Genomic DNA, 25,169 nt, shown 5'->3' on the forward strand with positions numbered 1-25,169 from the left:
CGCTATAACTTTAAGTAAGTTGACCGTAAAAAAATGCCTGGCTTTTGCCAGGTTTTTTTTGCATTTCACTTTCTTCAAAAGCATTCCAGTTTTGACTAAAAAATTTTTTACATACAAAAATTCCAAAATCTCCTATCACAGTTGGGGGAAAGGAGAAGAAGTACTAATTCTATTTCACGGATTTGGTGATAGGGCTGCCCTTTTTGATGTATTGGAAACTTCACTAGGGCAACATTATAAGGCTTTTGCAATTAGTTTTCCCTATCACGGCCACACGGAATGGAAAGAAGGGCTTTTTACAAAAACTGATATCGTTAATTTTATCAAAATTATTCTGGAAAAAGAAAAAGCATCCTCCTTTTCAATATTAGGCTACAGTATGGGTGGAAAAATCACCATGAACATGGTGGAGGTTTTTGCCGATCAAATTAATAAAGTTATTCTCCTTGCCCCGGATGGTATAAAAACTCATCTTTTATACGATATTCACGGGCTTCCACTCTGGTTTATACGTTTGTTTAAATTTCTATTGAAAAGGCCAAAAACTTTTTTTAAGCTCAATAAAGTCATTTATAAATGGGGATTCTTATCCAAATTTCTTTATGATTTTACCAAAAATCATTTTAGCACAACACCACAAAGGGAAAGGTTTTTCAATGTATCAGAATCAATTCATGATTTTAAACCCGACCTGAATAAGCTAAAAATGATATTGAATCAGAAAAATATTCCCTTGGAAATGTTTTTGGGAGAAAGAGACGAAGTGATATTACCAGAGTCCGGGGAAATACTAAAAGAGGGTCTGAAAAATTGCCAGGTCACTTTTTTACCTAAGGGTCACTTATTGGTAGATGAAGATTTAAACAAGGTTTTCAATAGCAGGATTTTTAATTCAGAAATTAAAAACACATAATATTAGGCTAATTTTTCGGGCTACTTTCTAATTTTGGGAAAATTTTAAACCTTTAGGGATAGGATAATGAAGTATTCAGTTGATTTAATGGTTAAATCCAGTGATGCATGGATTGCTGCAGTGAAAAATGATTTTGATTCTTTTCTTCAGGATCATGCAGATTGTGAAAGAAAAGCCTCTGCTATGGCCATGAGCTTTGTGGCTAAATATCCAGACAGAAATGAAATTATTCCTGAGCTTATAGAAACAGCCATTGAGGAGCTGGAACATTTCCAGCAGGTTTTTGATATCATGAAAAGTCGGGGAGTATCATTGGCCAAAGAAATGACCAAGGATTTATATATTCAAAAATTAATGGCACTTAGCCATGGAGGTACTCCTGAAACACGGTTTCGTGACCGACTTTTGCTGGCTTCAATTATTGAATGCAGGGGTTGTGAAAGATTCAAACTGGTGAGTGAAAATCTGGAGGATGAAGAACTTTCCAAATTCTACAAAGTGCTGTGGACTTCCGAAGCCAAACACGGAAATATTTTTGTGAAAATGGCACTCAATTATTTTGAAGAAACATCAGTTTATAACCGACTGGATGAATTAATTGAAAAGGAAGCTGAAGTGCTTAATTCCCTTGAAATCCGTTCGGCCCTTCACTAGTTCTCTCTAAAAAAGCAAGGGATTTTTTCGTACAAAGGGTGTTCAATTTGTACGGTTTCGTACACAATTCTCTAAGCAAGTTTATTCTTAAACAATTATATATCAACAACTTACCACTGGTGGCATCTCCTTTGAACTTTCAATAACAAATAGAAGACAAAAGAAATGGAACGGACATGTTTACATAGAAATTTAGAAAAAGTTATTGAATTTACTTTACCAGTTGCCCTTATTTTATCCGTACTTACATTGGTACTCATTAGTATTTTAGCCTAATAAGAAAGCACCGGTTCACCAGATTAAATTGAGAATATTATGAGCTTGAAATTAACGGTTATCAAAACGAAAGATGAACATTGGGAAAGGAGTTTTGGTTTTCCCCATGATGGAATAAGATTAGAATTTTCACAGGAACACGATATCAGGCAGCTTGAAGATGTTACCAGTGTGTTTATAAAAAAAGGAAGTGATCTTTTTTCTGCCTTCAATAATAATCTTAATAAGGTTTTTCAACTTGGAGTAGAGAAAGCACTTCAAATTGTGATCAGTGAAATTGAAAACCTTGATGTAAGTAATCAAACAAAAAATTTGTTAACTGAAAAGTTTGAACAAAGGCTAAAACAAGAAGCCTTTTCTGGTTAACTCAATAATGCCCAAATCTTTTGTCCTAGTCTTTTTTTGCCCATATAACTCATTGGTAATGAATTTAAACCAGTGTAGTTTAACCTTTATTAATTTCACTTCTCTCTCCTTTTAATTATCTTCACAAAGTATTTTCCAATCGAATCAACCTAATCTCACTATTTTCGTAAACCCACAGGGTTACTTTTCATGTAATTTTTTATCAATTTTCGTATATTTATAATACTAATCAAACTCAAAACTTTTTAACAATCATGCAAATTTTTAAACAGGGGATCTTTGTTTTATTCATGTCCATTTTTCTTGCAACAGGTACCCAACTTGCAAAAGCCCAGGAATTAAAACTAAAGAAAAGAGTAGCAGTTTTCGTATTTGAAGATAAGACTGACAAAGGCTGGAGATGGTGGAATAACAAGTCAGTTGGGGAAGGGATGTCGGATATGCTTACAACAGAGCTGGTAAAAAGCGAGGAATTTATAGTAATAGAAAGAGCAGAACTTGATGAAATTTTGGCAGAACAAAAACTAGGACTTTCCGGAGCTGTAACCGAACAAAGTGCAGCAGAAATTGGAAAATTATTAGGGGTAGAATTAGCAGTAGTGGGAGCAGTGACCGAATTTGGATATAAGGATAATAAAACCGGTGGTCGAATTAAAGGAATTGGTATAGGAGTAAGTAATCAATCTGCAACAGTTGGCGTAGATTGTAGATTTATAAATACAACCACAGGAGAAATTATTGCAGCAGATCATTTCCTTAAAGAAAAATCGACAAAAGGGGTAAAGTTTAATACCAGTGGTTTAAGTTTTGATTCCCAAAAAAAGTTTGATGAATCATTAGTAGGAAAAGCAGCTAGAGAAGCCATTGAAGAAGTTACTGAAATGCTTAAAGAAAATATGCCAAATGTACCATGGCAGGCTAAAGTGGTAACCGCCAAAAATGGAGCAGTATTCATAAATGTTGGAGCAAATCATGGAGTGAAGCCTGGCGATTCCTTTGTGATTTACAAAAAAGGTGAAGAATTAATTGATCCAGACACAGGTTTGTCTCTTGGTAGTATGGATACCAAAATTGGAGAAATTAAAGTAACAAATGCTTCCCTGGGTAATGGAAAAGCTTCTCAATGTGCAATTGTAAATGGTGACGGCTTTAAATCCGGAGATTTTGTAAGGATTCAGTAATTGCAAAAAAAATATTTTCTCGAAAAGCACTTGTAAACCAAGTGCTTTTTTTATTTTTAGGTGTAGAGTCCGAAATATCTTACTACTATTGAAAGAAAAAATTGGAAAGCCAAAAAAGGGAAATTACGCTTGAAGAGTTTAAAACTTTATTCGATACTTACTATGAAAGCATCAAAAATTTTCTCTATTTCAAAACCGGAGAAATTGGGCTGGCAGAAGATTTAGCTCAGGACGTCTTTGTGAAATTATGGGAAAATAAAAAAGAGATTAAACTGGAATCCATAAAATCATATTTATATACTATAGCGAATAACCTGGCTATCAATCAGTTGAAACACCGAAAAATTGTTTTCGAATTTGTAGCCAGGAAACCGGGCAAAGAGTCGGTGGAAACTCCTGAATATATTATTGAATCTAAAGAATTTCACGAAAAACTAAAACATGCCCTGGCAGGCATTCCTGACAAAAGCCGGGAAGTTTTCCTCATGAACAGAATCGAAGGGTTTACTTATCAGGAAATTGCAGACAGACTTGAATTGAGTGTAAAAGCTGTTGAAAAGCGAATGCACAAGGCTCTTCACATTATCAGGGAAAAAATCGGGCAAAAAATTTAGCCCCGCACCTAACTCTCTCTCCTGTAAAAGAAATTCCAAGTGTGAACCACCTTTCCCTTCAATTAGTTAACTATTGAAAGTAATTGATTCCAAATGGGACTGATTTGTTCAAATTCCTGAAAACAAGTGATTCCATACCAAAAATTGAATAAATAAAATCCAATATACCTACATTTATATTTTTGTTGCTTTTGATTTGCTATAAATGTTGAAATGTTATTTGTTTTTCTGTTTATTTTCTCTGATGTCCCTGGTTGGCCTTACTCAGGATTATGCGGAGATTAGGATTACGGAAAAACTTGAGCAACAACAACTTACCGAAGTACTACAGCTTCTTGGAGAAAAATATAATTTAAAATTTGCTTACGATAATTCTACACTTTCAGATCAGGAAATTAACCTCTCACTTACAAATGAGAAACTCAACAATGCACTAACTAAGATTCTTGAGGGCACTGGTTTAGAATTTACTGTTTTACAATCCACAATTATCATAAAAGCAAAGGCATCAGGAGAAATTGAAAGCATGTCTCCTACCCGATTTAATTTCCCCCTCAACGGATTAATTATAGACAAACAAACCGGGGAATCTTTGCCCAATTCCATCATTAAAATTGAAGGAGTTTTGTATGGCACGGTATCCAATACTGACGGCTACTTTACCCTGCTTAATGTACCCAGCGATACTTGTACAATTGTTTTTTCTTATTTGGGCTATAAAACTTTACGATTAAAGCTAGATCCATTTTCAGAAACACAAAATCTACAAATTGAATTGATTTCAGCTCCGGAGATGTTGAATGAAGTCATGATTTTAGATCAGGCTTTCAGAACGGTAAAGTCAGGGAATGAGCCTGGTCAGGTAGCCCTTAATCCCACCCAACTTTCCAGCCTGCCTTCTCTGGGTGAATTGGATTTATTGAAAACTTTACAATTGTTGCCAGGGATTAGTGGCACCAATGAGAGTTCTGCAGGATTATTTGTGAGAGGTGGTACTCCAGATCAAAACCTGATACTTTTCGATGGATTCACCATTTATTATCTCGATCATTTCTTTGGGATATTCAGTGCCTTCAATGCCAATGCTGTGAAGGACCTTCAGCTTTATAAAACTGCTTTTCCCGCCAAATATGGAGAAAGGGTATCCAGTGTAGTAGATATTACCGGAAAATCCGGAAACATGAATAAACCTTCTTTTGGCATGGGACTAAATTTGCTAAGTGCAAACTTTACCCTGGAAGTCCCGATTAAAAACAAAGTCTCTTTTCTATTAGCTGCCAGAAGATCTTACACAGATGTAGTCCAAAGTCCTTTATATAATTCACTTTTTGATAATATTTCTGGCGAAAATGAAAAAGTAGAATTACCAATTGGTGGCTCGAGAAGATTCATCAATAAGGAAATTGATCCCAATTTTTATTATTTTGATATTAATGGGAAAATCACTTATAAGCCATCGGAAAAGGATATTTTGTCCTTTAGTTATTATCAGGGAAGAGACAAGCTCAAAACAAACTACAATGTCGGGGAAATATTGGACCCGGATATCAGCTTTGGGTTTGACTATAGCGAAAATGATGCTTCTGAGTGGGGGACAGAAGGTTTTAGCCTGAGATGGGGCCGGCAGTGGAACAAGAAGTTTTACAGTAATATTAATCTGGGAAAATCTGAATATATTAGTGAGTTTGAGCGCAATAGGAATTTGCGGGTTTATTTGGATGAAGAATCACAAATTACCAATACAACCTTTACTGAAGAAAATGATGTAAAAGACTTTATGCTCAGATGGGATAATGAATGGAACTTTCATCCCAATAGCAAGTTGGAATTTGGCTTGTTATTCAATGAAAATGATATTTTATATAAAGTAACAAGTACTGATTTTGAGTTGGCTAATCTTTCTGACAAGGGCAAGCAAAAATCTATCTATTTCCAAAATACCAGCCGACTATTTAAAAAACTCTCTCTTTCTTTAGGATTAAGAATCAATGATTTCAGCCTTACTGAACAATATTATTTCCAGCCAAGAGGGTCATTAACCTACAATATTGGGAAAAACATTTCCCTTAAGGCCGGAGCAGGAAAATATTACCAGTTTATTAACCGGGTAATTTCCGAAAGTTTATTTAGCAGTAGCCGTGATTTTTGGGTACTTACAGATGGAGAAAACTTCCCGGTTATTTCAGGCAATCATTTTCTTGCAGGGTTTGCCTACGAAACATCCGACTTTTTATTTGATATTGAAGCCTACTGGAAAAGCACCGATGGCTTGCTGGAAAACTTAAGGTTAACTGAACCATTTTTTGAGATCCCAGGACCTACTGAAGCTTTTTTTACAGGAGATGGTGTAGCCAGAGGAATAGATTTTTTTCTACAGAAGAAAACCGGAAAACATACCGGATGGATTGGTTATTCCCTGGCCCGTGTGGATCATAACTTTCCTCAGTTAAACAATGGCAATGATTTTCCCGCACTCCACGATCAAAGACACGAATTAAAAATTGTAAATATGTATGGCATAAAAAAATGGGACTTTTCTTTAACCTGGGTATATGGCAGCGGAAGACCATATACCTCTCCTTCAGCTATTTACGATCTCAATTTACTGGGTGGAGCACAAAAACCTTTTTTGTATGTGGGCGTCAAAAACAATACAAGACTTCCCGATTACCACCGGTTAGATTTTTCTGCCACCTATAATTACAATATTGGAAAAGTGGGAAAAGGGCAAGTAGGACTTGCCCTAATCAATCTTTATGACAGGGATAATATAAAGTTCAGGCAAATTCAGGGCATCAGTTTGGGTGATAATAGTCCGGATGGACAAAGATTAATAGTTGCCGATGTAAAATTACTTGGTTTTACACCCAATGTTTTTTTAAACTTCAAATTCTAAATGAAAACCCAATCATATGTTGCACAAAAATAAAAATACTGGTAAATCACTTTCTGTTATTCTAAGCTGGATTTCAGTACTAGCCTTACTGTGCTTTTTGTCTTCCTGCGATCCTGAAGAACCTGATTTTGGTGATTTAGAAAAAGTAGTCATTGAAGGATATTTATTTGCTGATCAACCCGTAGAAAATATATTAGTGAAGAGACTGGATAACCAGGAACCCATTTCCGATGCGGATGTGGCTATTTTTTCCAATGATAGTATTTTTTTATTATCACCTACTCCAAATCGACCGGGAAGGTACCATTTTGAAGGAAACGAACTAAATATCAGACAAGGAAATGAATATACCATTATTGTAAATTATTTTGACAAAACTGCTTTTGGAAGCACCATTGTTCCTCCCCCTCCCATAAACCTGAGACAGGATAAATTTGTAATTAAAGCTGGAGTTCCCTCCAATCCTGATAGTGTAATTGATCAGGAATATTTCCTTGGCCTGGCCTGGGAAAATCAAAATGCAACAAACTACTTCTTTCTTGAAATTTACAATATTGAGGAGAATCCGGAAGAAATTGATTTTGGGGAAGATTTTGAGCGACCTCAAAACTTCCTTTTCCCGGTAAATAATAATTTTGCAATCATCCAGGATACCGATTTGCAATATTACGGCAATCACCTGGTAAAACTTTATCGGGTAAACCCCGAATATGTTTCACTCTATTTTGAAATTGTATCAGAGAATAACCAGGGAACACCAAGCGTAGAATCTTCTCCAAGCAATATTCAAAATGGTGCAGGAATTTTCACTGCCTTTAATTGCAGCATTACAGGTTTTCAAGCAGTTAGAGATTAACTTTTAATAATTCTCTAGGAAAGGTAGGGAAAATTATTTTACAATTGTATTATACCAAAAACACTTTCAACCAATTATGAAAAAGAGAAGTTCCCACTGGCGAAAACCTTTGGGATCCTACTTTTTTTGCTAACCAGGTTAAATGACAACCTTTTATCAAAACTTTAACTATTTATTAAAATTTACGCTGGAATGGAAAATTTTTCATCCAAAAACGATTTCATAAAAAAAATGCTGGAAGGGAAAATTCCCGACCAGACACCTGAATCCGATCATCAGTCTGAAGAATTTCAATCTATAAAAAACATAATAGAGAAAACCCAAAATCTTGATGTTCCGAAAGGCAAAACAAAAGAAGAGGCGTGGAATAATGTACTTAATCGAATAGATCAGGAAAAAGCTGAACCTAAAGTTGTAGCTTTCCAGTCTTCCAAATTTTTGGTGAGAATTGCAGCTTCCATTTTATTATTAATGGTGCTTGGCATTTCTGCATTTTTTGCCAACAGACAACACGAAGAAGCTCCATTTGGCCAGTCACTTTCCTTAACCTTACCCGATAATTCTCAGATTACCCTTAATGCCGGTTCCCACATTACTTATTACAAATGGAATTGGGAAAATAACAGAGAAATTATCCTGGAGGGAGAAGCTTTCTTTGAAGTGGAAAAAGGAAAAGAATTTACTGTGAAAACACCAAATGGAAATATTGCTGTGCTGGGTACCAGTTTTAATGTGCGAAACTGGGATAAAAAACTGGAAGTGAGCTGCTTCACCGGAAAAGTAAAGGTATTCAATAACAATTCATACGTTTTTCTGACTAAGGGAGAGGCTACTATTTTAAATCAAAACAATGAATTTAATGCTCCGGAAAAATTCTCTGAGGTAGTTATTTCCAGCTGGAGAAAAGGGGAATTTAATTATGAGAACCAGCCACTTGGTTTTATCCTGGATGAGATTGAAAGAAAATTCAATACAGAGATTGAACCCATAAATATGGCCAATTTTATAGATAGAAAAATTACTTTTTCCGCCAAAGGAGAAAACATGTCGGATGTATTGGAAATTCTATCGGCCACAATGGACTTAGAATATTCAATAGAAAACAACCTTGTAAAAATTCAACCCAAACCCTAATCTTCCAGTTTGTAATAAACTTTTATCGGGAAGTGATCTGAAAATTTCACTTCCTTTTTTGTTTCAAAATTGGTTGCCTCAAGGTCATCACTAAAAAACTGGTTGTCAATCCTTAAAAAAAATAGCTTTCCGTTATAAGTAAAACCAAATCCACTTCCCGCTTCTTCAAAAGCATTATTCAGGTATTTTTTTAGCCTAAAATATACATAGCTATAAGGTGTATCATTCAGATCTCCACAAACAATTGTTTTATATGGGGAGTCTTTCAGGTAAATTTCTATATTTTCCAATTGCCTGTCTCTGTTCAGATAGCCTTCTTTAATTTTGGTGAAAAGATTCTTATAGTTTTCCTTAGAATTTGAATTAAATTCCAAATCATCCTCTGAAATGCTTAGGGACTGTAAATGTACATTGATTACCCGGAAAGTATCTTCATCCACTTTAATATCGGCAAATATGGCACTGTTGGTCGATTCCATCTGAAGGTCTATCACACCCTTATCCACAATAGGATATTTACTAAAAATGGCCAGTCCAAACTCTGCACCGATATGGTTAATTACCACAGGTTTTACAAAGTGATAATAGCCCTTATCCCTACCTAATTTTTGGGTGGTTTTAAAAATGGGAGATTTGCGGTCATTATAATATTCCTGAAAACATTTTACATCCGCATTATCATTACAAACCCACTCAATCATCTTTTTAGAAGAATCAAAATTTTTATTTAAATGATCGTAAACATTAAATACTCGGGTGTTGTAGGATAATACTGATAAATTTTTAGCTGAATCTTCCTGTGCTGAAAAACTGAACGTAGCTGATAAAAATGGATAGGCAAGCGCAAGGGTAAAAAACGGCAACAATGCCTGGTTTTTTCTTTTCAATCCCCAGTAGATTAAAAAGAAAAGCTGAATGAGGATAAGCAGGGGAATAGAAAGCGCAATAAAACTGCATATCCAAAAAAGAGATGGAGGAATCAATACACAAAAAAAAGCCCCAATGGAGACAACAGTCGCTACTTTATTTAAAAAATATAATATGCGCAAATGATCTAATTTTGTCCTAAAAAATGAGTTGAAATTTCCAATAATAACTGAATTGGCAGCCTTTTTTACCCTTCCTCTCCCATTCCAATTATAATATCGAATTCCTCAGGCTTTAAAGGCATTACCGATAGCCTTGATTGCCTGATCAGATAGACATTTTGAAGTCTTTCATCAGCTTTAATCTGCTGCAATGTTACGGGTTGATTCAGCTTTTTCTCCGGGACTAAATCCACTACTACCCATCTTTCATCAGTTGTGGTAGGGTCCTGATAAAATTCCTTAACCACTTTGGCTATTCCCACCACCTGTTTCTCTTTCCCGCTGTGATAAAACAAAACCAAATCGTCAACTTTCATATCCTTCATAAAATTCCTTGCCTGATAATTCCTCACTCCATCCCAATGGTCTCTACCCAAATCAATAAAATTATCCCAGGAATATGCTTCAGGTTCTGATTTTACCAGCCAGTAATTCATATTGAATAGCATTTAAATTTTTAAACAATTATAAAGGATTTTGAGAAAAATTTTAAAACAAATCCCTCATTCTCATAAATTTACCTTTTTCAGGCTTTTGCCCCAAACTTATCAAAGTAATTTCAGTAAATTTGCAGGAGGTGGCAGGAATGTATTTTTTGCTTCAGCCTTTGTTGCTCATCAAATTTCAAACCCCAAAATAATTTTTAGACATTCATATTTAATTCCCATGAAAATCAAGGACTTAGATTTTAGAGTTTATATTCCAAATGAGAAAATCAACAATCGGGTAGAAGAACTTGCAGAGCAAATTACCTGGGATTTTAGAGGAAAATCTCCAGTGTTGGTTGGAGTGCTAAATGGTTGTTTTATGTTTCTATCCGATCTTGTAAAGGAAATTGACCTTGATGTGGAGATTTGTTTCACCAAATATTCCTCCTATCAGTCAACCGAAAGTTCGGGAAAAGTGATTGAATTAATCGGCTTTGATAATGTGATAAAAGGAAAAGATGTGATCATTGTAGAAGATATTGTGGACACCGGCCTTACCATGGGGCACTTATTAAAAGAGATCCAAAAATTTTCGCCAAAATCGGTAAAAGTCACCGCTCTTTTATATAAACCAGAAGCTTTGAAACATGAAGCTAAAATTGATTATCTTGGGTTTGAAATAAAGAATAAATTTGTGGTAGGTTATGGGCTGGATTATGACGGATTTGGCCGAAACCTCAAGGATATTTATATTTTGAACAATAATGACAATCCAGGAACTACGGAAGTTGGTTAGCCAGGGAGAAGGAGCCAGATTAGAATTTAAAAGAAAAGCAACCTACCCGGTAAAAATAATGAAGGAAGTGGTAGCTTTTGCCAATCAGAAAGGGGGAAAGTTACTCATTGGTGTGGATGATGATGGAACAATCGTAGGATTGAAAGATGCTGTGGAAGAAGAATTTGTGCTGGAAAATGCCATTAAAAAGCACTGTAAACCCGCAGTGAATTATTCACTTTCTCATGTTCGCATTACAGATAAAAGATCGGTACTCGTTTTTGATATCGAACAAAGTGAAAAAAAACCGGTGTTCCTGATTTATAATTTCCGGAGAAATTTGGGGAGAGCCTATATCCGGATCGATGATAAAAGCGTACAAACCAGTCGCGAAGTGAGGAAAGTACTTCAGGCCAATTCTTCACAAAAAGATATTGGATTTAATTATGGAGAACATGAGCAGGCCTTGATGCATTGCTTTAAATCCACAAGCCAGATCAATGTAAAAGATTTTGCGGCCAGGGTTAATATTCCCATATTAAAAGCCTCCGATATACTTATTCGGCTGACTATCGCCAATGTATTGGAAGTGCATCCTACAGACGATGGCGATTATTTCACCATGAAGGACATCAACAGGTTTCTTTCTTAAAACTAATCACTAGGATCATTTTTAAAAGTTATCTTTTAGGCTGCAAAATACCACAGAAGGGCCTGCCTTGTTAGAAACCATCGCTCCAGTAAAAATCCCCAAACGGATATTTTCGCTTCAAAAACAGAATTTAAATATCCTTTAAGGGTTCTTTTGCTCTGGAATCGGAGGTTGTTGATTTTCCGGAATTGGGCATTTGTAGGGTTTACCTCCTGTCCTTTCTAAAAAATCCTTTTTAGCTGCTTCCATTAATTCCGGATTCGTAAACATTTCTATTCCAGTCATGGCCAAAATTTTAGTAGCATAAAATGCTCCTTTTCTGCCAATAGTGGTTCCATGACTCGAAGCTGCCTGCCAACTGTGCCAGGGAATTCCATATGGTGCAGTAGTAGCCCTGAATCCACTGGTTGGAGTGATATAACTCACTTCGGCTACATCTGTGGAACCTCCCCCTTTTTCAGCAGGCACTTCACTTTCCAGTGGACGAACTTCTCCTTTAATGCCCTTCTCCTCTTTACCTGAATTTTTCTGTAATTCTTTTGCCCATTTTAATTCCTCATCGGTATAGGAAATTGCTCCGATGGCATCCATATTTTTCTGTACTTCTTTAAGCAAAGGAAGATTTGGCAAAACTTCATGCACTCCAGTAATCAATTTTACTTTAAATTCTGTTTCTGTAGCCATGGCCGCACCTTCAGCAATTTTCAAAATCCTGCTGTAATGACTTTCCACTCTTGGTCGGTCAATATCTCTGGCAAAATACCATACTTTAGTATAATTGGGCACTACATTGGGCGCCACTCCTCCGTTTGTAATCACATAATGAATTCGGGCAGTCGGCTCTACATGCTCACGCATCTGGTTCACTCCAAAATTGAGCATTTCCAGCGCATCCAAAGCACTTCTGCCATTCCATGGATCACGGGCACTGTGGGAAGATTTTCCAAAAAATTCAATTTCAAAATTGTTCATGGCACTTCCTGTAGCATTCCAGGCACTATTTTCGGTTCCGGGATGCCAATGCAATGCTCCATCCAGATCATCGAATAAGCCGGCTTTTGCCATATATACTTTTCCTATTACCGTTTCCTCAGCCGGGCAGCCATACAACCGGAGGGTCCCTTTTATTTTTTTTGTTTCCATGACTTTTCTGATGGCAATGGCACTGGAAACACAAGCCGCTCCAAATAAATTATGTCCACAGCCATGTCCGTTGGTGATACCATCTGCCCTTTCCTTTTTTTCGGGAATAGCCGAATTACCTACACTTGGCAAAGCATCAAATTCTGCTAAAATCCCAATTACCGGTTCTCCCGATCCATAGGAAGCAATAAAGGCAGTGGGCATTCCCGCCACATTTTTTTCTATGGAAAAACCAGCCGATTCCAGTTTTCCGATTAAAAGTTCACAGGATTTATATTCCAAAAGTGCAGTTTCGGAAAAATCCCAAAGTTTTTCAGAAATTTCATCCACTTCCGGTTTTAACCCATCCACCTCTTTTAAAACTTCCTTTTTCAGGGAACTAATTTTCTGGGCAAATGCAGGTTGAAGGGCAAAAAATAAAATGATGAAGAAGACTTGGATATAGACTTTCATTTATTTAAAAATTTTAATGGATAACAAATGGGAATAGCGCTTATTAATTATGCAGAATAATGTAATTATAAATAATAGCGTACTCCAAAGTTTTCAATCATATTAATAGATTCCCGGGTATAATTTCCCTTAAAAAACTACCTATTCCTAAATATAAAAAAAGGAGTTTTGGCTTTCAATGCCATGCGAAAAAATTTATAAAATCGTTTTTCGGATGAAAGAATATTATTTCAGGTTTTGTAAAAAATTCATTCAACTTTATTATCCATGAATTCGTTTAAATTGATTAAATTGTCAATGAAAAGTGACTGCATAACCTGTTTGATATTTGGATATTTTTTGAAATAATATAGCAGACTTTTACAACAGGTTCGGAAGCAATTTCCACTGTTGGGTTTTGAAATTTATTGCATCAGGAGCGTATGGGTAAGCAATTGGAAAAAAAATATAAATTCAAGGATTTAAAAGTTTATTCCTCCACAGAATGGCTGGCAGAAGGGAACAAAAAATACCGGAAAGTATTTGAAAATACAGAAACTACCTACTTATATGCCGAGCTCTCCTTTTTTAATAAACTTTTTGATGAGGAACATTGGAAGGTTTCCATCAATTTAAAATGTTACAGATACAATGGAAGTTCTAAAGAGTCTATTTGTAACCTTGACATTGAAAAGGAAGTGGAAATTGATGAAAATATTGTATTCATCAGAGAAGGCTGGGGCCATGAAGAACCAGGGCACATTTGGAAAAGAGGAGATTATTTGTGGGAAGCTTATATTGATGATGAACTGGTGGGGACTACCTATTTCTATATAGAAAATGGTGGCCCGGTTACCCTTTATGATAATCCTTATTTCGACATCAATTCCATTAAACTTTATGAAGGACCAAAATCGGGAGTTGAAAATTCAAAAAGGAAATATTTAAAACAATTCCACGACAAAGAAACCAGGTATATTTGGGTGGAATTTAACCTGGAAAATGCGCAGGACAAGGCCTGGTTTTGCGAGCTAAAATTTAATTTTTACAATGATGCAGGTCAACTAAAAGGCACCACATCGGAGCTGAAGCAAATTAAGAGTAGTGAAAATGATATCACCATCATTACTGGCTGGGGTTCCGATAAAAAAGGGAGTTGGTATCATGATAAATACAAACTGGAAATTGTATTTATGGACCATCTGATTGCTGTTGTTCCTTTCGATTGTGGAAATGCACCAGTTGAGGGCATAAATAAATATTTGCATGGTGAAGACCTGATTTTAAAGCCAAATACGAACGAAGATGACACTTCAACTACTGCCAGTATTGAAGATACCCTAATTCAACTGGAAACACTGGTGGCTTTATCCGACATCAAAAAAAGAGTAAGGGACTATATTAATTACCTGGAATTTTTAAAACTCAGGCAAAGCCAGGGTTTTGATGAAAATGAACAGATTAACCTGCATTCCATTTTTACGGGAAATCCAGGTACAGGCAAAACTACCGTGGCCAGATTGCTGGGTAAACTTTACCACCAAATGGGTCTTTTAAGTGAAGGGACTTTTCTGGAAGTTGGCCGGGCGGAGTTAATTGGCCAATATATAGGCCAAACTGCACCTAAGGTAAAGGATGTAATTGACAGTGCGCGTGGTGGAGTCCTTTTTATTGACGAAGCCTACGCTCTGGTTCGAAATATTGATGACGACAAGGATTACGGACATGAGGTAATTGAGGTTTTGGTGAAGGAAATGTCGGATGGTCCTGGAGACATTGCCATTTTTGTAGCGGGATATCCCAGTGAAATGGATAATTTCATCAATAGCAACCCCGGCTTGAAATCCAGGTTCAATATGCATTTCAACTTCAATGATTATTTGCCTCAGGAACTGATCGAAATTTCAAAAAAAATATCACATGAAAAAAATGTGACTTTTACCAAAAGTGCCAAAAAACTACTTTATAAGGAACTGACAGAGGCTTTTCGCTCAAGAGACAGGGCTTTTGGAAATGCCCGACTGGTTTTGAGTTTGATAAACGATGCAAAAATGGAGATGGGGCTCCGGGTAATGAATAATTATTCGGCAGATGAGGAAATTAATAAAAACATGCTTCGCACCATAAGAAAAGAGGATTTAGAAAAAGTTTTTCAGAAACAGGAACTTGATTTACCTCATATTGAAGTGGATAAAGAATCCCTGGAAGAAGCTTTAACTGAATTAAAAGAACTCATTGGCCTTTCGCATGTAAAAGCTAAAATTGATGAATTAATTGCCCTGGTAAAGTTTTACCGGGAAACAGGCAGGGATGTAATTGGCAATTTTAACCTGCACACTGTCTTTAAAGGAAACCCGGGAACAGGTAAAACCACAGTGGCCAGAATACTCGCCAAAATTTACAAAGCGCTGGGTATTCTGGAAAGAGGGCATGTAATAGAATGTAGTCGGCAGGATCTGGTGGCTGGATTTGTAGGCCAGACAGCCCTTAAGACCAAAGAAGTAATCGATCAGGCAAAAGGTGGTGTTTTGTTTATTGATGAAGCTTACTCGCTTAAGTCCGGACATCAGCAAAATGATTTTGGAAAGGAAGCCATTGAAGTAATTCTGAAGGAAATGGAAGATGACCGGGGCGGATTTATCGTTATTGCAGCAGGTTATACCGGGGAAATGGAAAAACTGCTGGAAACTAATCCCGGGTTAAAATCCAGATTTGATGTGGAATTAACTTTCGAAGATTATTCCTATAAAGAATTGTATAAAGTTGCCCTGTTTATGTTGGAAAAAGAGGGGCTTAAACCAAACAAAGAAGCAGAATTATCCCTTTTAAAATACCTTGAATATATTTATAATAATCGGGATAAATATTTTGGAAACGCCAGGGCCGTGAGGAAAATGGTGGATAAAGCCGTAAAAAACCAACATTTAAGAATGGCGGGATTAAAACCTAAAGAAAGAACTAAATACCAATTGAAGACCCTTTCTGTGAATGATGTAAAAGAGTTTAATCAGGATAATACGGAACTATCGAATGTGGGCAGGAAAATTGGGTTTTAGCCCAGTTTTCCTAAAAATTAAACTTAAACAATTTCACTTGCCCGGGATCCTCAATTTTTACCTGAGGTTGTTTGTATTGCTCGGGAACATTATCCCAGTTATGGTAAATATTTCCTTCCACATAATAGCGATTGCTGGTACTCGAATGAGTGAGGGAAGGTTCATTATTTAAAAATACATTGTAACTACTGGATGGAGCCACCTGCCCGGCCTGATTTCCATTCAACACTAATTCTAATTTTCCATCACCATCCACATCAGTTTTTATCCAGTTGATTTGAAGGATTCTGTTATAACTGCCATCAATTACCATTTTCACTATTTGTTCATTGAAACCTTCAATTATTTTTTCCGCATTAGGCAAGTCTTTTCTTAGGGCAAAATGAAGGGATCTTGTTATAAGAGGAGTTGTACCAATTTCAAGATATTGAGCAGCTTCCTCTCGCTGATAGTGCAGTAAATATTGGATTAAAAGTGCATCCACCAACATATAATCTGTTTCACCCTTCAAGAGTTTTTCTAAATTCTCCTGATCATTTTTACCCGAAATGAATTCAACACCTTTGGCATTTTCCACTTCCTCCCCATAGGCATAATTTCCTACCACAGCCACTTTATTTCCATTGAGTTCTGAAAGGGAAGCCGCACTGACATCATTCCCTTTTCTGCCCACCAGGATTAACTGATTCTGTAAATAAGAAACAGAAAACAGCATATATTCTTCCCTTTCCGCACTTTTCCATAATGCTGCACTTCCATCATATTCTCCTTCTTTAATTTTGGATAATACATCTTGGAAATCAAGAATTTCGGTGGTTTCCCCTGTAGCAGATCTTCTTAAAGCTTCTTTCACCAGGTCGCTTGCAAAAGTTTTTTCTCCTTTAATATTGGTAAAAGGCGGCCATATATCTGAGGCTAGTTTCACCTGATAATTTTGGGAGAATACAGAAAATGAGGTTAAAATCAGACAAAAAAGTAAAATTAGCTTCATATTCAAATAAAATTATAAATCAAGTCACAAGGTATAAAATAATACCATAGAAAATCCTATAGCCACAAACATTTCCAGCACTCCTGCTCCAATATTTTTATCCTCAGCAATTTCTTGGTTTAAATCAGAATGAGGAATAATCAACTTATCAAAGAAAAACCTGACTACAAATAAATAGATAAAAACAACCCCAATATCAAAAGCCAGCAATTGCAGGCTCTCAGACCAGTATTCAAAATCACCTGAAACAGCTTTCATGGCGATAATGCCAATGGAAATAATTCCCCCAGAAAAACCCAATCCTGCCGCCAGGTTGTTTTTTCCAAGTTCCTCATGCACATTGTAAGAAATGATTTTCTCATAAAGAAGGGCAAAAATAATTAGAATAATCTGGCCAATGGCGAAAAAAGCAATTGTGACAAATGGGCCTCCACCCTCTCCGTGAATAGCTCCTGCAATCACCATCCCTGAAGCCACATAAGAAGCTCCCTGCACAACTCCTGCCGCTACATTTCTTTTATCTACAATTTCCTCCTTGCTGGAAAATTGATGCATAATTAACTTATCATTAATCACTCTGGCTAAATTTAAAGCCAAAATTCCGGCAATGGAATAGCTGCCAACAGCAATTAAATCTTCCCACAAACCAACATGAGGTCCATCTACTGCACCTAAAAAAATGATGGTAATCCCAACAAGGTACCCTGTAAAACTTGTGGCCAGGGCAGGGTTATCTTCATGGGTAAGTTGTTTATTTACGCTGTAGGAAGTAGTAAGGTCTTTAAACCATTTTCCCAGTAAAAATACCACTGCAAATAAAACAATGGTGAAAACTGAACTGAGCATTTCTTCCCGGGTCTCAAAAAATAAATCCATAGTTTATTAAAGGTTAGTGTTTAATTTTTATAGAAGTTTTGGATAATGGAAAAGTTTAAGAACATGTTTAAATTTTAACTGTTTCGCTGCAAACGCCCATTTATGAAACCTCACTTCAAAATAAAATTTCCAAATAACGCTACTATTCAAAAATTTTCTTTTTTCCTGAGAACCCAAAACTGGTCGTTTTCGCTTTGGTCCGACATTTCGGAAAACCTAAATTATAAACAAGCTCTAAATCAAAGTGAGGGTTTTTCCGAATCAAAAAAAATCAATTTATAATTTTCTGCTATAATTTAACACCAGAAGAAATAAAGTCCAAATTTGAAATGGAAAGTTAATTTTCCAAAATCCTTATAATTGCCAGAAGTCAATAATTAGGAGACAAGACTTATTGTCGATTGAATCTTTAACCTTCCTTTAGATATTTTTTGGCCATTAAGCCTGAATCCAATGCTTCCATAAAAAGTGGTAGTCTTCCATTATCCACCCCGGCATAAACCATTTTGGAGTGTGGTCTGTATAAATTCCTATCATTAAATAAATAGCCAGGGGAGGCTAATGGCATGGCATGTCCCATCACTTTCATAAAAACTTTTTTTATTTTCCCGGCAAACTCTTCACTGGGTATTTTAAAATATCCTGCCATGATACCAATGGTATTTTTCACCACATCTTCCTTATTTTCCTCCAAAGCAGCCAAATACTTTCGATCTTCCATTCTAAAACAATAATAAGCCGTTAAAACCCTGTTTTTTGTTTTTTCCATCTGAGCAGCAGAATCTACAAAACCAAGGAAACTTGAGTGATCTGACAGGATTTCATTTTGCCAGAATTTGTTTTCATTCAAATCGGATTCTACCACAAAATTGATCACCAGCCAGGGCACATATTGATTCGTAGCAAAAAGTTTTTTTTGAGATGGCATAATATGCTGTAGCGCATGTTTTTGACCGGCATACACTACCTTATTGGCCTGGAAAGTTTTTATAGTTTTGGATTTTATATCAATCACTTCTACCTCAAAACCTTTTAAAACCGGCCTAATTTTCTTTACCAAATGATTCAGCCTGATGGTATTTTCAGGTAGCTGTGTAGCCAGTTTATGCGCAAAATAATAATTGCCTTCTGGCGGTGAAAATATTTCTGTTTCTGAAGTTAAATAGCCCCTGTTGGCATAATAATAAAGGCCGGCAATGGCAGATACATCCTCGCTGGTTCCCCCAAAGTCATCCCGCATATGATAATCGATTGCTGCTTTAAATTCAGGGGAAAGATCAATAGAACTCTTTAGAAAGTCATAAAAACTGATTTGATTAAAATGTTGGTAATCCGCTGGGATTAAACGGGTGGGAAGCATGAAATTTCCAATAAACGGTTTCATCAATTCGAAAAACTCATCCATTGTCTTTCCTTCTGGCAAAAGCTCATCGTAGTAATCAATCCCATTAAAACATTGAGATTCCCGGTGAGGACTGATCAGGTATTTTTTATCCACAAAATCCCATTTATCAATCAGGGAGTTGAACTTCACCACTCCCAGGTTCTCCAGCAATTCAATAGCTTCCTCTCCAAAATATTTCGGATAAGTAAGGTCATAATGCGCTCCCTGGCCAAAAACTTCTCCTTCAAAATTTTCACTTCCAGAACTCCCTCCTATTCTATCCGATAATTCACAAAGCAAAATGTTATTTTCACGTAAATTCCAGGCAATACTTAACCCGGCAATTCCAGCCCCTACAATTAAATAATCCACATTTTCGGTTTTTCCTTTTGGGAAATTATGACTTTCAAATACCAGATGCCCCACAGCCATATCTGAATGAAAGGAGATGTCAAAATCAAGAATATTATCAGACTTTTCACTTTTTTGGCAGGAAAGAATTGGAAGGAGCGCAAGTGAGGAAAGTTTTATGAAGTTTCTTCTGTTCATAGGTGCTTAAAGTACCCAATTCCTGTCATTTATAGAAATTTCTCTACTGCTACTTAAGCTTCACAGGAAAAAGTTTTAGGCAATAAAAAAGGTAACCTCCCGAAGAAGATTACCTTTTCTTAAATAATATTTATCTGATTACAAATGAATGATTTCGTCATAAGCATCAGCAGCAGCTTCCATCACTGCCTCCGACATGGTTGGGTGAGGGTGAACAGATTTGATAATTTCATGCCCTGTAGTTTCCAGTTTTCTGGCTACCACTACTTCGGCAATCATTTCTGTTACGTTAAACCCGATCATGTGCGCTCCTAACCACTCGCCATATTTGGCATCAAAAATTACTTTCACAAAACCATCTTTGGCTCCGGCTGCACTTGCTTTTCCCGATGCAGAGAAGGGGAATTTACCTACTTTCACTTCATAACCAGCTTCTTTGGCCGCTTTTTCAGTATAACCCACAGAAGCAATTTCAGGAGCACAATAAGTACATCCGGGAATGTTATTGTAATTTAATGGCTCAGGATTTTGCCCATTAATTTTCTCTACACATATAATTCCCTCAGCTGAAGCCACGTGTGCCAGAGCAGGTCCATGCACAATATCACCAATAGCATAAATTCCAGGGATATTAGTTTTGTAATAATCGTCCACTAGCACTTTTCCCTTATCAGTAGCTACGCCTACATCTTCCAATCCAATTCCTTCAAGATTGGTGGACACACCAACTGCAGAAAGTACAATATCACACTCAATCTTAAATTCTTCTCCCTTCTTATTCGATTTTACAGTTACTACACAACCTTCTCCGGAAGTATCCACTGATTGCACAGCTGCATCAGTGTGAATTTTCATTCCTTTTTTCTTGAAAATTCTTTCTAATTGCTTGGAAACATCCTCATCCTCATTAGGTACAATTTTCGGCAAGTATTCTACAATTGTCACCTCAGTGCCCATAGCCTGATAAAAATAGGCAAACTCTACTCCAATGGCTCCAGAACCCATTACCACCATTTTCTTTGGTAATTTCTCTAAAGTCATGGCCTTTCTGTAACCTATAATTTTCTTATTATCGATTGGCACATTAGGCAATTCTCTTGATCTTCCACCTGTAGCCAAAATAATATGGCTCGCAGTATAAGAAGATTTAGAACCGTCTTCTGCAGTAACTTCTACTGTATTTTTAGAAGTCAATTTACCAAAACCTAATAATTTTTCAATTTTATTCTTTTTCAATAGAAATTCAATTCCCTTGCTCATTCCTCCTGCCACATTTCTACTTCTTTTAACAATACCATCAAAGTCAATAGAAGCTTCTTTTACAGAAATTCCGTAATCTTCAGCATGTTGAATATATTCGAATACCTGTGCACTTTTTAATAAAGCTTTAGTTGGAATACATCCCCAGTTCAAACAAATCCCTCCAATCTCTGCTTTTTCCACCACACCTACTTTCATCCCAAGCTGAGAAGCACGAATCGCAGCAACATAACCTCCAGGTCCGCTTCCGATAACAATCAAATCAAATTTTGCTGACATATAATATATGGTTATAGAGTTATCTAAATTTTTTCTGCGCAAATTTAACCTTAAAAGCCAGAGAAAAAAATTCCCATACCATCTTTAGAGTCATAATTGTGCTTATTCAACATAGAGAAAATCAATCAATTAGCGGAAAGTGGCAAGCGATTAAAAACATTAGCTGAATGAACTGATTTTAAATCGTTTTAAAAATGACCAAATGAAAAAAGGGCACTTCAAGTCTTAAATTCTTCGAAAATATTTGCAATCAAATTTTTTCAAAAAAAATAACCATCCTTTACTGAATGGCTATTACTATTTGAGTTTTATAAGCTTTTTTTCGCTTGCCACAGAGATAAAACAAGATGAAAACCCTTATGAGAATTTTAAACTAACCTCCAATTTCACTCGTCAATACACTTAAACTGCTCTGGCTCCCAAATTAACTGAGAGATTTTAGGGTTATTAATATCATCAAAAGATACTTTAGCATCACCTAAATAACCTGTAATTTCACCATTGCAATCCAAAAGAGAAATTACATAATTACAGCTTGGACAACAAAAGAAAGGCACAATATAAGTTTCCCCTCCTTTTTCCACACTATAAATTTTTACAGTACCAACTCCATCTTCTTCAGCTTCTTCAATTATTTTTTGTAGCCAGGGTAATTCTGCTATTTCTTTTCCGCAAACACTACCTGGAGAAAGTTCTGCATCTTCCTGACAGGAAGGAAAAAATAAGCAGGAAATTATAAAAAATAGAATCAGTTTTTGCATTACAGGGTTTTTATTTTTGATTACATCTTTCTGTACGTAACAAAAATTCAAATCATTGCAGTTTTACAGAATTGGTGTTAGGTAAAATCAAATTTGAACTAAAAATGAATAAAATTTCCCCTCTAATCCATAGCTAAAATTTTTGTTTCAAATAAGCTGATTTTTCCTTAATTTGTTCCTCACAATTTCCTAGTAACTACTCATTTTTTAAAAGATAAATAACCATGAATAACTTCTACAACCAAATCAATTTTTTTATAGGTATTTTGTTCCTTGCCTCTTGTGGAGGAGGTGCCATTAAAGAAGAAAAAAGTTTTATAAAAGCTGGTCCTGAATCAAGAAAGGAAATTCAAAATGCACTTATCCAGGCCCAGCCAGGTGATACCCTGTTTTTTGATGAAGGAGTTTTTGAAATGGATTTAGGCATTTCCATCCTGGATAAGGAAAATATTGCCCTAGTTGGTAAGGGCCATGAGAAAACAATATTTTCTTTTGCGGAACAGAAAAAAGGCGCTTCAGGAGCGGAAGGAATTCTGGCTAAAAATATGAAAAATGTAACTTTCATGGACCTGGCAGTGGTAGAAACCACAGGGGATGCCATTAAAGTACAGGATTCTGATGGGGTAATTTTTATGAATGTAAGAACAGAATGGGCTGGGGCAAAACCAGAAAATGGTGCGTATGGACTATATCCGGTCACTTGTTCCAATGTGTTGATAGATGGTTGCATTGCGAAAGGAGCTTCTGATGCAGGGATTTATGTGGGGCAATCGAAAAATGTAATTGTAAGGAATTGCTATGCCGAAAGAAATGTGGCTGGAATCGAAATAGAAAATACCACCAATTCTGATGTTTACAATAATGAAGCAACCGGAAACACCGGGGGAATCCTCATGTTTAATTTACCTGATTTACCTGTAAAAGGAGGTGGGCATACCAGGGTTTATAATAATAAAGTATATAAAAATAACCTGGGGAACTTTGCGCCTGAGGGCAATATGGTAGCTACTATCCCTGCCGGAACAGGCATGTTTGTACTGGCCTCCAGGAACATTGAGATATTTGACAATGAAATTTTGGATAATGCCACTGGAGGAATTGGTATCATTAGTTATTTTTTCACTCAAATTCCAGTTAAAGATTCTTTATTTAATCCTTTCCCAACTGCTATTTATATTCACAATAATAAGTTTAGCCAGGATCTATCCGTTGAGCCGGATATGACGAAAGATATTGGCCCAATGGTGAAACAGTTTGAAGCCCAATTAGGGAGACGCCCGGATATAATGCATGATGGTGTAATCCATCCGGAAATGGGCAAAACAGTTCAGGAAATGCCAGCGGAATCCCGTTTTTGTATAAAGGACAATGGGGAAGTGGTAATTGTAAACCTACAGGACCCTACCACTCCACCTGAGGCTTATAATTGTGAATTGGCTCCACTTGAAGAAGCCAACGTACAAGTCGCAGGAAAAGAAATTGCCAGCCTTTGAATACCTTTGTAGAAAATGAAGAAAACTTTTCTAAAATGGTGAAAGCAGGAATAAAAATAATCACAGCAGGATCGTTCATCTTCCTGCTTGTGTTTCAGGGGTGTTTTCAAAACCAGTCAGTGAGTTTTCCTGAAGGGAAAGCCTATCAAAAGTTATCCGAATATCATTTGTTTAAGGGAACTCTGGCAAATCTCACTCCGAATGAAAAGGTATTACCCTATGACCTTAATTCCCCTCTTTTCACTGATTATGCTTTTAAGAAAAGGTTTGTTTACATGCCCGATGGCAGCAGTGCCAACTACGTGGAATCAGAGGCTTTTGAATTTCCAAAAGGAGCTATTTTAGTTAAAAACTTCTATTACCCAGCTGATTTTAGGAAGCCTGAGGAAAATATCCGGTTACTGGAGACAAGATTATTAATCAACCGGGGAGAAAAATGGGAAGCGCTGACTTATTTATGGAATGATGAACAAAGTGAAGCCGAACTTGATTTAGCCGGGGGAATCACTGAAGTCAGCTGGACACATTATGATGGCTCATTGAAATCCACAGAATATATCATTCCCAATGCCAACCAATGCAAAGGCTGTCATTCGTATAAAGATAAATTTACTCCCATTGGTCCTAAGGCCCGGCATTTAAACAAGGATTTTACTTATAAATCCGGCACAACAAACCAATTAGTGAATTGGCAGGAATTAGGGTTCTTAAAAAACCTACCCGAAAATCAACAGGAAATTCCTGTATTGGCCAGTTATGAAGACAAATCTTTGGATTTAAATGACAGAGCCAGAGCCTGGCTGGATATCAATTGTGCTCACTGCCATAATTTAAATGGACCAGGAAATACTTCCGGGCTATTTCTTGAAGCCTATGAAACGAACCCTACCACGATTGGAATCAATAAAGCACCTGTGGCTGCGGGCAGAGCTGGTCATGGGAAATTCGATATTGTACCAGGGAATCCTGAAGGTTCCATTTTATACCACAGAATTAAATCGAATGATCCGGGTGTGATGATGCCAGAGCTCGGCAGATCAATGTATCATGAGGAAGGAGTGGAATTAATTAAAAACTGGATTTCAGCTATGAAAACAGATGTAGGAAATTAA

General features: G+C 36.5%; 22 protein-coding genes. 14 read left to right on the forward strand and 8 right to left on the reverse strand.

Annotated features, from left to right (window positions below; genetic code table 11):
* Positions 1–91 precede the first annotated feature (91 nt).
* The 8 genes from A3EM_RS0109570 to A3EM_RS0109605 all read left to right on the forward strand — a co-directional run bounded on the left by A3EM_RS0109570 (position 92) and on the right by A3EM_RS0109605 (position 8,890).
* A complete protein-coding gene (locus A3EM_RS0109570; protein WP_157637799.1) occupies positions 92–913 on the forward strand; it encodes an alpha/beta fold hydrolase in 822 nt (273 codons plus the stop codon).
* A 66-nt stretch (positions 914–979) separates the two neighbouring features.
* Complete coding sequence (locus A3EM_RS0109575; protein WP_020527981.1) at positions 980–1,567, forward strand: MiaE family protein; 588 nt, start codon at positions 980–982, stop codon at positions 1,565–1,567.
* Positions 1,568–1,882: 315 nt separating this feature from the next.
* Positions 1,883–2,209 carry a hypothetical protein gene (locus A3EM_RS0109580; RefSeq protein WP_020527982.1) on the forward strand — a complete coding sequence of 109 codons (327 nt, stop codon included), beginning with the start codon at positions 1,883–1,885 and terminating at the stop codon, positions 2,207–2,209.
* 254 nt (positions 2,210–2,463) lie between these two features.
* The gene (locus A3EM_RS0109585) at positions 2,464–3,390 is read left to right on the forward strand and encodes a CsgG/HfaB family protein (protein ID WP_020527983.1); all 927 of its coding nucleotides are present in this window, start codon (positions 2,464–2,466) and stop codon (positions 3,388–3,390) included.
* 101 nt (positions 3,391–3,491) lie between these two features.
* Entirely contained in the window at positions 3,492–4,004 is a 513-nt protein-coding gene (locus tag A3EM_RS0109590; RefSeq protein WP_020527984.1) for an RNA polymerase sigma factor, read from the forward strand.
* A 205-nt stretch (positions 4,005–4,209) separates the two neighbouring features.
* Entirely contained in the window at positions 4,210–6,900 is a 2,691-nt protein-coding gene (locus tag A3EM_RS41955; RefSeq protein ID WP_083925203.1) for a TonB-dependent receptor, read from the forward strand.
* A gap of 16 nt (positions 6,901–6,916) precedes the next feature.
* Positions 6,917–7,756 carry a DUF4249 domain-containing protein gene (locus A3EM_RS0109600; RefSeq protein ID WP_020527986.1) on the forward strand — a complete coding sequence of 280 codons (840 nt, stop codon included), beginning with the start codon at positions 6,917–6,919 and terminating at the stop codon, positions 7,754–7,756.
* Positions 7,757–7,948: 192 nt separating this feature from the next.
* Positions 7,949–8,890, forward strand: a complete 942-nt coding sequence (locus A3EM_RS0109605; protein WP_020527987.1) for a FecR family protein — start codon at positions 7,949–7,951, stop codon at positions 8,888–8,890.
* Here A3EM_RS0109605 and A3EM_RS0109610 read toward each other — a convergent pair.
* Positions 8,887–9,777 (reverse strand): endonuclease/exonuclease/phosphatase family protein, encoded by an 891-nt coding sequence (locus tag A3EM_RS0109610; protein WP_157637800.1) that lies wholly within the window; start codon positions 9,775–9,777, stop codon positions 8,887–8,889. The two genes, A3EM_RS0109605 and A3EM_RS0109610, sit on opposite strands and share 4 nt — an antisense overlap.
* Before the next feature lie 28 nt (positions 9,778–9,805).
* Here A3EM_RS0109610 and A3EM_RS47495 point away from each other — a divergent pair, with 28 nt between their 5' ends.
* Positions 9,806–9,943 (forward strand): hypothetical protein, encoded by a 138-nt coding sequence (locus A3EM_RS47495; protein WP_157637801.1) that lies wholly within the window; start codon positions 9,806–9,808, stop codon positions 9,941–9,943.
* Positions 9,944–10,004: 61 nt separating this feature from the next.
* Here A3EM_RS47495 and A3EM_RS0109615 read toward each other — a convergent pair whose 3' ends face one another.
* The gene (locus tag A3EM_RS0109615; protein ID WP_026210201.1) at positions 10,005–10,415 is read right to left on the reverse strand and encodes an EVE domain-containing protein; all 411 of its coding nucleotides are present in this window, start codon (positions 10,413–10,415) and stop codon (positions 10,005–10,007) included.
* Positions 10,416–10,644: 229 nt separating this feature from the next.
* Here A3EM_RS0109615 and hpt point away from each other — a divergent pair, with 229 nt between their 5' ends.
* Together hpt and A3EM_RS0109625 are read left to right on the forward strand one after the other, a co-directional pair.
* Positions 10,645–11,202, forward strand: coding sequence for a hypoxanthine phosphoribosyltransferase (gene hpt, locus A3EM_RS0109620; protein ID WP_026210202.1), 558 nt, complete (start codon positions 10,645–10,647; stop codon positions 11,200–11,202).
* A complete protein-coding gene (locus A3EM_RS0109625; RefSeq protein ID WP_026210203.1) occupies positions 11,171–11,833 on the forward strand; it encodes an AlbA family DNA-binding domain-containing protein in 663 nt (220 codons plus the stop codon). The genes hpt and A3EM_RS0109625 overlap by 32 nt, the downstream gene beginning before the upstream one ends.
* A 141-nt stretch (positions 11,834–11,974) precedes the next feature.
* Here the strand turns inward: A3EM_RS0109625 and A3EM_RS0109630 are convergent, their stop codons facing one another.
* Complete coding sequence (locus A3EM_RS0109630; protein WP_020527992.1) at positions 11,975–13,429, reverse strand: amidohydrolase; 1,455 nt, start codon at positions 13,427–13,429, stop codon at positions 11,975–11,977.
* 422 nt (positions 13,430–13,851) lie between these two features.
* Between A3EM_RS0109630 and A3EM_RS0109635 the strand changes: the two genes are divergently transcribed.
* A complete protein-coding gene (locus A3EM_RS0109635; RefSeq protein ID WP_020527993.1) occupies positions 13,852–16,464 on the forward strand; it encodes an AAA family ATPase in 2,613 nt (870 codons plus the stop codon).
* 10 nt (positions 16,465–16,474) lie between these two features.
* Here A3EM_RS0109635 and A3EM_RS0109640 read toward each other — a convergent pair whose 3' ends face one another.
* The 5 genes from A3EM_RS0109640 to A3EM_RS0109665 form a co-directional block, all read right to left on the reverse strand.
* Positions 16,475–17,455, reverse strand: coding sequence for a substrate-binding periplasmic protein (locus A3EM_RS0109640; protein WP_020527994.1), 981 nt, complete (start codon positions 17,453–17,455; stop codon positions 16,475–16,477).
* Between the two features lie 24 nt (positions 17,456–17,479).
* The gene (locus A3EM_RS0109645) at positions 17,480–18,331 is read right to left on the reverse strand and encodes a DUF350 domain-containing protein (RefSeq protein WP_020527995.1); all 852 of its coding nucleotides are present in this window, start codon (positions 18,329–18,331) and stop codon (positions 17,480–17,482) included.
* A 409-nt stretch (positions 18,332–18,740) separates the two neighbouring features.
* A complete protein-coding gene (locus A3EM_RS0109655) occupies positions 18,741–20,264 on the reverse strand; it encodes an FAD-dependent oxidoreductase (protein WP_020527997.1) in 1,524 nt (507 codons plus the stop codon).
* 138 nt (positions 20,265–20,402) lie between these two features.
* Positions 20,403–21,803 (reverse strand): dihydrolipoyl dehydrogenase, encoded by a 1,401-nt coding sequence (lpdA, locus tag A3EM_RS0109660; protein WP_020527998.1) that lies wholly within the window; start codon positions 21,801–21,803, stop codon positions 20,403–20,405.
* Positions 21,804–22,189: 386 nt separating this feature from the next.
* Positions 22,190–22,564 (reverse strand): hypothetical protein, encoded by a 375-nt coding sequence (locus tag A3EM_RS0109665; protein WP_157637802.1) that lies wholly within the window; start codon positions 22,562–22,564, stop codon positions 22,190–22,192.
* Positions 22,565–22,788: 224 nt separating this feature from the next.
* Between A3EM_RS0109665 and A3EM_RS41960 the strand changes: the two genes are divergently transcribed.
* Together A3EM_RS41960 and A3EM_RS0109675 are read left to right on the forward strand one after the other, a co-directional pair.
* On the forward strand, positions 22,789–24,057 hold the full coding sequence (locus tag A3EM_RS41960; protein ID WP_020528000.1) for a parallel beta-helix domain-containing protein: 1,269 nt from the start codon (positions 22,789–22,791) through the stop codon (positions 24,055–24,057).
* Positions 24,054–25,169, forward strand: coding sequence for an SO2930 family diheme c-type cytochrome (locus A3EM_RS0109675; RefSeq protein ID WP_020528001.1), 1,116 nt, complete (start codon positions 24,054–24,056; stop codon positions 25,167–25,169). Before A3EM_RS41960 ends, A3EM_RS0109675 begins: the two co-directional genes overlap by 4 nt.

This window comes from Flexithrix dorotheae DSM 6795, from assembly GCF_000379765.1.
Lineage (GTDB): Bacteria > Bacteroidota > Bacteroidia > Cytophagales > Flammeovirgaceae > Flexithrix > Flexithrix dorotheae.

What these genes read in the sequence shown, in the direction of transcription:
- A3EM_RS0109575 (WP_020527981.1), top strand. Translation starts at nt 980, where the DNA reads ATGAAGTATTCAGTTGATTTAATGGTTAAATCCAGTGATGCATGGATT.
- A3EM_RS0109640 (WP_020527994.1), bottom strand. Translation starts at nt 17,455, where the DNA reads ATGAAGCTAATTTTACTTTTTTGTCTGATTTTAACCTCATTTTCTGTA.
- hpt (WP_026210202.1), top strand. Translation starts at nt 10,645, where the DNA reads ATGAAAATCAAGGACTTAGATTTTAGAGTTTATATTCCAAATGAGAAA.
- A3EM_RS0109625 (WP_026210203.1), top strand. Translation starts at nt 11,171, where the DNA reads ATGACAATCCAGGAACTACGGAAGTTGGTTAGCCAGGGAGAAGGAGCC.
- A3EM_RS47495 (WP_157637801.1), top strand. Translation starts at nt 9,806, where the DNA reads ATGAGGATAAGCAGGGGAATAGAAAGCGCAATAAAACTGCATATCCAA.
- A3EM_RS41955 (WP_083925203.1), top strand. Translation starts at nt 4,210, where the DNA reads ATGTTGAAATGTTATTTGTTTTTCTGTTTATTTTCTCTGATGTCCCTG.
- A3EM_RS41960 (WP_020528000.1), top strand. Translation starts at nt 22,789, where the DNA reads ATGAATAACTTCTACAACCAAATCAATTTTTTTATAGGTATTTTGTTC.
- A3EM_RS0109600 (WP_020527986.1), top strand. Translation starts at nt 6,917, where the DNA reads ATGTTGCACAAAAATAAAAATACTGGTAAATCACTTTCTGTTATTCTA.
- A3EM_RS0109635 (WP_020527993.1), top strand. Translation starts at nt 13,852, where the DNA reads ATGGGTAAGCAATTGGAAAAAAAATATAAATTCAAGGATTTAAAAGTT.
- A3EM_RS0109605 (WP_020527987.1), top strand. Translation starts at nt 7,949, where the DNA reads ATGGAAAATTTTTCATCCAAAAACGATTTCATAAAAAAAATGCTGGAA.
- lpdA (WP_020527998.1), bottom strand. Translation starts at nt 21,803, where the DNA reads ATGTCAGCAAAATTTGATTTGATTGTTATCGGAAGCGGACCTGGAGGT.
- A3EM_RS0109655 (WP_020527997.1), bottom strand. Translation starts at nt 20,264, where the DNA reads ATGAACAGAAGAAACTTCATAAAACTTTCCTCACTTGCGCTCCTTCCA.
- A3EM_RS0109630 (WP_020527992.1), bottom strand. Translation starts at nt 13,429, where the DNA reads ATGAAAGTCTATATCCAAGTCTTCTTCATCATTTTATTTTTTGCCCTT.
- A3EM_RS0109645 (WP_020527995.1), bottom strand. Translation starts at nt 18,331, where the DNA reads ATGGATTTATTTTTTGAGACCCGGGAAGAAATGCTCAGTTCAGTTTTC.
- A3EM_RS0109585 (WP_020527983.1), top strand. Translation starts at nt 2,464, where the DNA reads ATGCAAATTTTTAAACAGGGGATCTTTGTTTTATTCATGTCCATTTTT.
- A3EM_RS0109615 (WP_026210201.1), bottom strand. Translation starts at nt 10,415, where the DNA reads ATGAATTACTGGCTGGTAAAATCAGAACCTGAAGCATATTCCTGGGAT.
- A3EM_RS0109580 (WP_020527982.1), top strand. Translation starts at nt 1,883, where the DNA reads ATGAGCTTGAAATTAACGGTTATCAAAACGAAAGATGAACATTGGGAA.
- A3EM_RS0109665 (WP_157637802.1), bottom strand. Translation starts at nt 22,564, where the DNA reads ATGCAAAAACTGATTCTATTTTTTATAATTTCCTGCTTATTTTTTCCT.